We start from the raw sequence: 6494 nt of genomic DNA, 5'->3' as shown, positions 1-6494 counted from the left end.
CCAAAAACTCTTTACCGTTATCATTGCTGCACTGCGTTCCTACCGCGATATCATTGTGATAGAAGAAGCAAGAGCGGGATTGGAAAAGATCATCGATGCTTCAGCAGATTTGTTTTCGTCACGCTCTCTTGAGCGATTTATGCAGGGATTAATTCAACAACTGGCGTCTATTCTGGGCGGCGCAAAAAATGCTGCCTACATTACCTCAGCGATCGCGGTGTCCAAACCGATAGGGACACTTGGTGATTTATACATTTTTGCCGGTAATGGTGAATACGCCGGTAAAGAAGGAGGGCGGCTACGTGAATCGCTGTCTGATTTTGAATATGATTTGTGCAGACAGGCGTTGCAACGCAAGGAAGTGGTATATGCAGAAGAACACCTGGTCGCTTATTGCAAAAGCAATGTAAACCGCGGTTCGCTATTGTTTCTTACTGGCTTACCCCGACCAGTAAACGAAATGGATATTCGTCTGGTTCGCAAGTTTTCTGAAAATGTGCAAATCGCCTTTGATAATTTACTAAACACCCGGGAAGTTCATGATACACAAAATGAAATCGTGCAGCGGCTCGGGCAGGCGTTAGATGGCCGTGAGCTCGACGGCAATCATGTTAAGCGGATCGTGGCCATGACTGAAACCTTCGCCATTGAGGCGGGCATGGACGACCGCGATCTGCAAATGTTACTAATGGCAGCGCCATTGCACGATGTGGGTAACTCTTATGTGCCTCGAGCCATCCTCAATAAGTCTGAATCGTTAACCGATGATGAGTTTCATCAGATTCAGATGCATGCGGAATTTGGATATCAGGTGTTCAAGGATTCCAAACGGCCGATTATTAAACTTGCCGCCCAGTTGGCTCGGCACCACCATGAACGCTGGGATGGTCAGGGCTATCCTGACGGGCTTCAGGGTGAACAAATTAGCATTGAAAGCCGGCTAATGGCGATCCTTGATACCTTTGATGCGCTGTTTAATGAAAGAGTGTACAAGCCAGCCTGGCCAATCGACCAAGTGAAAGACGCGATGCAGGCTGCAGCGGGTAAACAGTTTGATCCTTCGCTAATGCAAATATTTATGGAAAATATCGACAAGTTTGTGGCAATTCAGCAACAATACCCCGGTAAATCAAACTAAATTAAGGAAGTAAAATGTACATGATGGCGAAGCACCTGCACATGACCGCAGTGGGAATTAGTGTGCTGTTGTTTGTTTTTCGTTTTATCTATGGCCAGATGAAGCCGGATTTTTTGCAAAAAAAATGGGTGAAGATCGTTCCGCACGTTATTGATACTGTATTGCTGGCAAGCGCTATTTGGTTGTGCATTATTTTATCTCAGTACCCGTTAGTTAACGGTTGGCTAACGGCCAAGGTGATTGGCGTCATAGCCTATATTTTGTTTGGCATGGTAGCCCTGAAATCAACCACCACCGTTAAAAAATGGGGCGGATTTGCCGGTGCCCTGATAGTGCTGGCGCTTACGGCTAAGATTGCCGTAACCAAAACCGTATTGTTTTTATAAATATTTACTCCTCACAGGACACATTATCATGACTCAAATTTCGCAGGTTACAGTGGGTAACATCACTGTCGCGAATGATAAGCCATTTGTTTTATTTGGCGGTATGAACGTACTGGAATCACGTGATCTGGCAATGCGCATTGCTGAGCATTACGTTGAAGTGTGCCAAAAGCTCAATATTCCCTATGTATTTAAAGCGTCTTTTGATAAAGCCAACCGGTCGTCTATAACATCGTTTCGCGGCCCGGGTATGGAAGAAGGACTGAAGATTTTTGAAGAAATCAAATCTACTTTTAACGTACCGTTAATTACCGATGTGCATGAACCCTATCAGGCTGCACCCGTTGCTGAAGTAGTAGACGTGATCCAATTACCGGCCTTTTTGGCGCGACAGACAGACCTTGTGGTTGCTATGGCAAAAACAGGTGCTGTGATCAACGTGAAGAAGCCGCAGTTCCTGGCACCTCACGAGATGCGTCATATTATTAAAAAGATTGGTGAAGCGGGTAATGACAATGTGATCCTGTGTGAGCGTGGTAGCTGCTATGGTTATAACAATCTGGTAGTAGACATGCTGGGTATGGACGCTATGAAAGAATATGCGCCGGTGATTTTCGATGCAACACATGCGTTACAAATGCCGGGGGGACGTGAAACGTCTGCCGATGGTCGTCGTGCACAAGCTGCTCAACTGGCTCGAAGTGGTATGGCGTTAGGCCTGGCTGGATTATTTATCGAATCTCACCCGAACCCGGATGAAGCGAAATGCGATGGTCCGTGTGCGTTACCCCTTTCTAAACTGGAAGGGTATCTGACTCAAATGAAAGCGCTCGATGAGCTTGTGAAAGGGTTTGCGCCACTGGATACCAGTGCAAACTAATTAGCAGAATTTCGCGACCTGATATGCTCTGCAGAAGACTGCAGAGCATACGGCAGGTGTGAAATGGTGTTTTTATTCAGCGCGTGTAGCCGAATTAAGCGTTATTTGCGCTTCGTTTAGATTAACCAATAGCGCTTTGTCTATGTTTTCCAGATTGAACTGATCGGTCAGCAGGTTTTGTTGTGCTTGTACTTTTACCGACGTGTCGATTACCGGCGCCGGTAATTCAACTGTGATCGTGAATGCGGCAGGGGTTACCGCCGGATTAACGGTTGTAACTTCACTGGCATTGGAAAAAAATGGTAGTATTACCGCGCTAAGCGCGATGTTTGTTAAAATTGTTTTAGTCATATTCACACCTAATTAAATTAATAGTATTGTTTGTTTAAATATTGTAAAAAGTTAACAATATTTATAAGTTTTAACCTCTTGTCTTTTAAAGAGGTTTTTTAATTTCGGGTAAATAGTAAACAGTAATTACGGTGCTGAAAAATGAAAAAAATTACACGTTTTAAATTAGAAAAACTAATGGGTTTGTCGCCTGTTTGTCATACTGGATAGCGCCGCAATGCACCGACGTCTCCCTCCTTTAAATGCCCTGAAGTCCTTTGAGGCTGCCGCGCGCCACCTGAGCTTTACCCGGGCAGCAGATGAGCTGTTTGTGACACAGGCGGCTGTAAGCCATCAAATTAAGGCACTTGAAGATTTCTTATCGCTGAAGCTGTTTATTCGCAGAAACCGCACCTTGTTGCTTACGGAAGAAGGGCAGGCGTATTTTTTAGAGCTCAAAGACATATTTAAATCCTTGCAGGATGCAACAGAGCGTTTGTTGGCCAGAGGCAGCAAAGGCGCCATTACGGTAGCTACGCCCCCTAGTTTTGCGAGCCAGTGGTTAGTGCCCAGGATCAGTAAGTTCAGTATTGCTCACCCGGATATTGACGTGCGAATTAAGGCCGTGGATTTTGATGAAGGGTTTCTGGCAGATGATATCGACGTTGCTATTTATTACGGACGCGGACGCTGGAGTGGTATTCAGGCCGATAAACTTCATACAGAGTTTTTAACCCCTTTGTGTTCCCCCAGTTTGTTTCAGGGTAGCAAGCCGCTTAATTCCCTGGCGGATCTGAAACATCACGTACTGTTGCACGATTCAAGCAGGGCAATGTGGAAAATGTGGCTGAAGCACTTTCACGTATTTGGCGTGAATGTGAATCAGGGCCCGGTTTTCAGTCACTCGATGATGGTAATGCAGGCAGCAGCCTTAGGGCAGGGCATAGCGCTGGGTAATTCAGTACTGGCCAAACCGGAACTGGATGCGGGCCGACTAATTATGCCGTTTGAGGAAAAGCTGGAAAGCCGCGACGCCTATTATATGGTGTGTCATGAAGGACAGGCTGATATGGGAAAAATTGCGGCATTTCGCAGTTGGGTAATGCAATTGGTAAAAGAAGAGCAAGCCTATGTGTAACTGGTGGGTAACCGAATCAGCTACTCCAATAGCAACATTGTTACTGGCACATGGAGCCGGGGCCGGAGCCGAATCGGATTTTATGCAGGACATGGCCACGCAACTGAGCGAGCTGGATGTGCGGGTGGTGCGTTTTAATTTCCCCTACATGACACAGATAGCTGATACCGGTAAAAAGCGACCACCCGACAGCATGCCTAAGCTCGAAGCGCATTTTAAGCATGTGATTGAACAGGCATTTCATAAGTGGCCTGATACGCCTTTATTTATTGGTGGTAAGAGCATGGGAGGACGTGTTGCCACGCTAATCGCACATGATACTGATGCTGTCGGGGTGATTGCGCTGGGCTACCCTTTCCATCCGCCAGGTAAGCCGGAGAAGCTGCGCACCGAACATTTGAAGCAGTTTCAGAAACCACTGCTCATTGTGCAGGGGGAGCGCGATACGTTTGGCAATCGGCAGGAAGTTGAAGGTTATTCAATATCAAAAAGCATCAGTTTTCAATTTCTCGCCGACGGCGATCACAGTTTTAAACCGCGTAAGGCCAGTGGTTCTACACAGGCTGCGCATATTGCCAGCGCAGCGCGGCGCTGTGCAGCATTTATAAGAGAACAATAATGAAAACAAGTTTAGTCATTGGCGGTGTGCTGGGGTTAACAGCAGTTGTGCTGGGTGCCTTTGGTGCACATGGGCTTAAGCAGGTACTGGACAGCGGCGCACTCAATACATTTGAAATTGCCGTTCGATACCAGATGTACCACGCCTTAGCGATTTTGTTGGCCTCTGCATTAATCCCGTTTGGCAGTAAGGTGTGGCTAAGCCGGGCTGTGGTAGGTTTTATTGCTGGTGTAGTACTGTTTAGTGGCAGCCTGTATTTATTGATTTTTACCGGTCACACCTGGTTGGGGCCTGTCACCCCGCTGGGGGGATTGTGCTTAATGGTGGGATGGACTTGTATGGTTGTCGCTTTCGTAAAAGGAACAGAAACCAATGAGTAGTGTTTTAGCCTATTGTCGGCCTGGTTATGAAGTCGATTTAGGGAACGAGCTGTTGGCTCTTGGCACTGAAAAAGGGATGTATGGCTATCCGCAGTTTAAAGCCAATGAAGGTTATGTAAAATTTGTATTCCACCAAGATGCCGATGCGGCAACACTCGTGAATTCATTGCCTGTTAATCAGACTATATTCGCCCGGCAGCTTTTTCGAATTGTGGGTGAAGTCGGTATACAGGATAAAAGCGATCGCATTGGCCCTATCATTGCCACTTTGGCTGAGACAGCGGATGTACCGCGTTGTGGTCTTCTATTTGTTGAACATGCTGATACTGAAGCGGGTAAAGAGCTGGCTAAGCTGTGTAAAAAGATAGCGGTACCTATGCGCCAGGCGTTTCGCAAGCAAGGCTGGTTAACTAAGGCTGAACAGCCAAAGCTGCCTGCAATGCATGTGTTTTTTACCGATACCGACCGCTGTATTATCGGGGTGAGTGATGCACGTGGACGCAGTCCGTTTGCCAACGGAATTTGCAGGTTGAAGTTTCCGTCTCAATCACCCAGCCGTTCTACATTAAAACTGGAAGAAGCGCTGTTACTCATGCTCACCGATGAACAACGGGAAGCCATTTGCCGTCCTGGTGCCAGAGCGGTAGACCTTGGTGCGTGTCCGGGAGGATGGACTTACCAGTTGGTCTCGCGCGAAATGCACGTGGAAGCGGTAGATAACGGTAAAATGGCCGAACATTTAATGGCTACCGGGCTGGTGGATTACCGTCCGGAAGACGGATTTAAATATAAGCCAAAATTTGGTCAGGTAGAATTGCTGGTGTGTGATATGATTGAAAAGCCAGATCGGGTTGCCGATTTAATGGCCAGCTGGTTGTGCAAAGGCTGGACAAATCACGCCATATTTAACTTAAAGTTGCCGATGAAACGGCGATATGAGACCGTATACGCCGCGATTCAGTCGGTGAAGGCGCAACTGGCTGAGCAAAAGATTCGGGCGAGTATGATTGTCCGGCATCTTTACCATGATAGAGACGAAGTGACCGTAGCAGTAATTCGTGCTTTATAAGAATTTATGATGATATATCATCAGGTTAGGTGGGGTAAGAATCGATTTCTTCAGATTAGTTGCAGTCTTTTTTCATAAAGGACTGTAAATCTGGTAGCGAAATCCTTTATAATCCCGCCGTTTTTTTATTCTGAACCTATTGAAAGTGAACTAATGGCAGACTTATCCCTTTACAGAAACATTGGTATTTTCGCCCACGTAGACGCGGGTAAAACCACCACTACAGAACGTATTTTGAAACTTACCGGTAAAATCCATAAAACCGGTGAAGTACACGACGGTGAGTCAACGACTGACTTTATGGAACAGGAAGCTGAGCGCGGTATTACTATCCAGTCTGCTGCGACTACCTGTTTCTGGAAAAACCACCGCATGAACATCATCGATACTCCCGGACACGTTGACTTCACCGTTGAAGTTTACCGTTCACTGAAAGTATTGGATGGTGGTATCGGTGTTTTCTGTGGTTCAGGCGGCGTTGAGCCACAGTCTGAAACCAACTGGCGTTATGCAAACGATTCAGAAGTTGCGCGTGTAATCTTCGTAAACAAACT

At 46.6% G+C, this 6494-nt stretch carries 9 protein-coding genes; 8 read left to right on the top strand and 1 reads right to left on the bottom strand.

Translation table 11 applies throughout. The features are described from left to right. From ACLR2L_RS17805 to kdsA, 3 genes are all read left to right on the top strand, one after another. On the top strand, positions 1–1138 hold a 1138-nt coding region (locus ACLR2L_RS17805; protein WP_413370061.1), incomplete at its 5' end, for a DUF3369 domain-containing protein. Between the two features lie 20 nt (positions 1139–1158). After that, complete coding sequence (locus ACLR2L_RS17800) at positions 1159–1524, top strand: SirB2 family protein (protein WP_413370059.1); 366 nt, start codon at positions 1159–1161, stop codon at positions 1522–1524. A gap of 28 nt (positions 1525–1552) precedes the next feature. Further along, positions 1553–2404: a 3-deoxy-8-phosphooctulonate synthase gene (gene kdsA / locus ACLR2L_RS17795; RefSeq protein ID WP_140956502.1), complete on the top strand. Its 852-nt coding sequence runs from the start codon at positions 1553–1555 to the stop codon at positions 2402–2404. Between the two features lie 72 nt (positions 2405–2476). Here the strand turns inward: kdsA and ACLR2L_RS17790 are convergent, their stop codons facing one another. After that, on the bottom strand, positions 2477–2755 hold the full coding sequence (locus tag ACLR2L_RS17790) for a hypothetical protein (RefSeq protein WP_413370057.1): 279 nt from the start codon (positions 2753–2755) through the stop codon (positions 2477–2479). Positions 2756–2972: 217 nt separating this feature from the next. Here ACLR2L_RS17790 and ACLR2L_RS17785 point away from each other — a divergent pair, with 217 nt between their 5' ends. From ACLR2L_RS17785 to ACLR2L_RS17765, 5 genes are all read left to right on the top strand, one after another. Further along, positions 2973–3872: a transcriptional regulator GcvA gene (locus tag ACLR2L_RS17785; RefSeq protein WP_140956504.1), complete on the top strand. Its 900-nt coding sequence runs from the start codon at positions 2973–2975 to the stop codon at positions 3870–3872. Continuing rightward, positions 3865–4491, top strand: a complete 627-nt coding sequence (locus tag ACLR2L_RS17780; protein WP_413370054.1) for an alpha/beta family hydrolase — start codon at positions 3865–3867, stop codon at positions 4489–4491. Before ACLR2L_RS17785 ends, ACLR2L_RS17780 begins: the two co-directional genes overlap by 8 nt. Continuing rightward, the gene (locus tag ACLR2L_RS17775) at positions 4491–4871 is read left to right on the top strand and encodes a DUF423 domain-containing protein (protein ID WP_413370052.1); all 381 of its coding nucleotides are present in this window, start codon (positions 4491–4493) and stop codon (positions 4869–4871) included. The genes ACLR2L_RS17780 and ACLR2L_RS17775 overlap by 1 nt, the downstream gene beginning before the upstream one ends. Further along, positions 4864–5940 carry a 23S rRNA (cytidine(2498)-2'-O)-methyltransferase RlmM gene (rlmM, locus tag ACLR2L_RS17770; RefSeq protein ID WP_413370050.1) on the top strand — a complete coding sequence of 359 codons (1077 nt, stop codon included), beginning with the start codon at positions 4864–4866 and terminating at the stop codon, positions 5938–5940. The genes ACLR2L_RS17775 and rlmM overlap by 8 nt, the downstream gene beginning before the upstream one ends. Positions 5941–6093: 153 nt before the next feature. Further along, positions 6094–6494 (top strand): GTP-binding protein (locus ACLR2L_RS17765; protein WP_413370047.1); only part of this gene is annotated, 401 nt, incomplete at its 3' end.

Origin of the sequence: Alteromonas sp. AMM-1, assembly GCF_047290655.1 — a bacterium.
GTDB lineage: Bacteria > Pseudomonadota > Gammaproteobacteria > Enterobacterales > Alteromonadaceae > Alteromonas > Alteromonas mangrovi.
The sequence above is the reverse complement of the archived record's forward strand: the minus strand, read 5'-3'. Positions and strand labels throughout refer to the sequence as shown.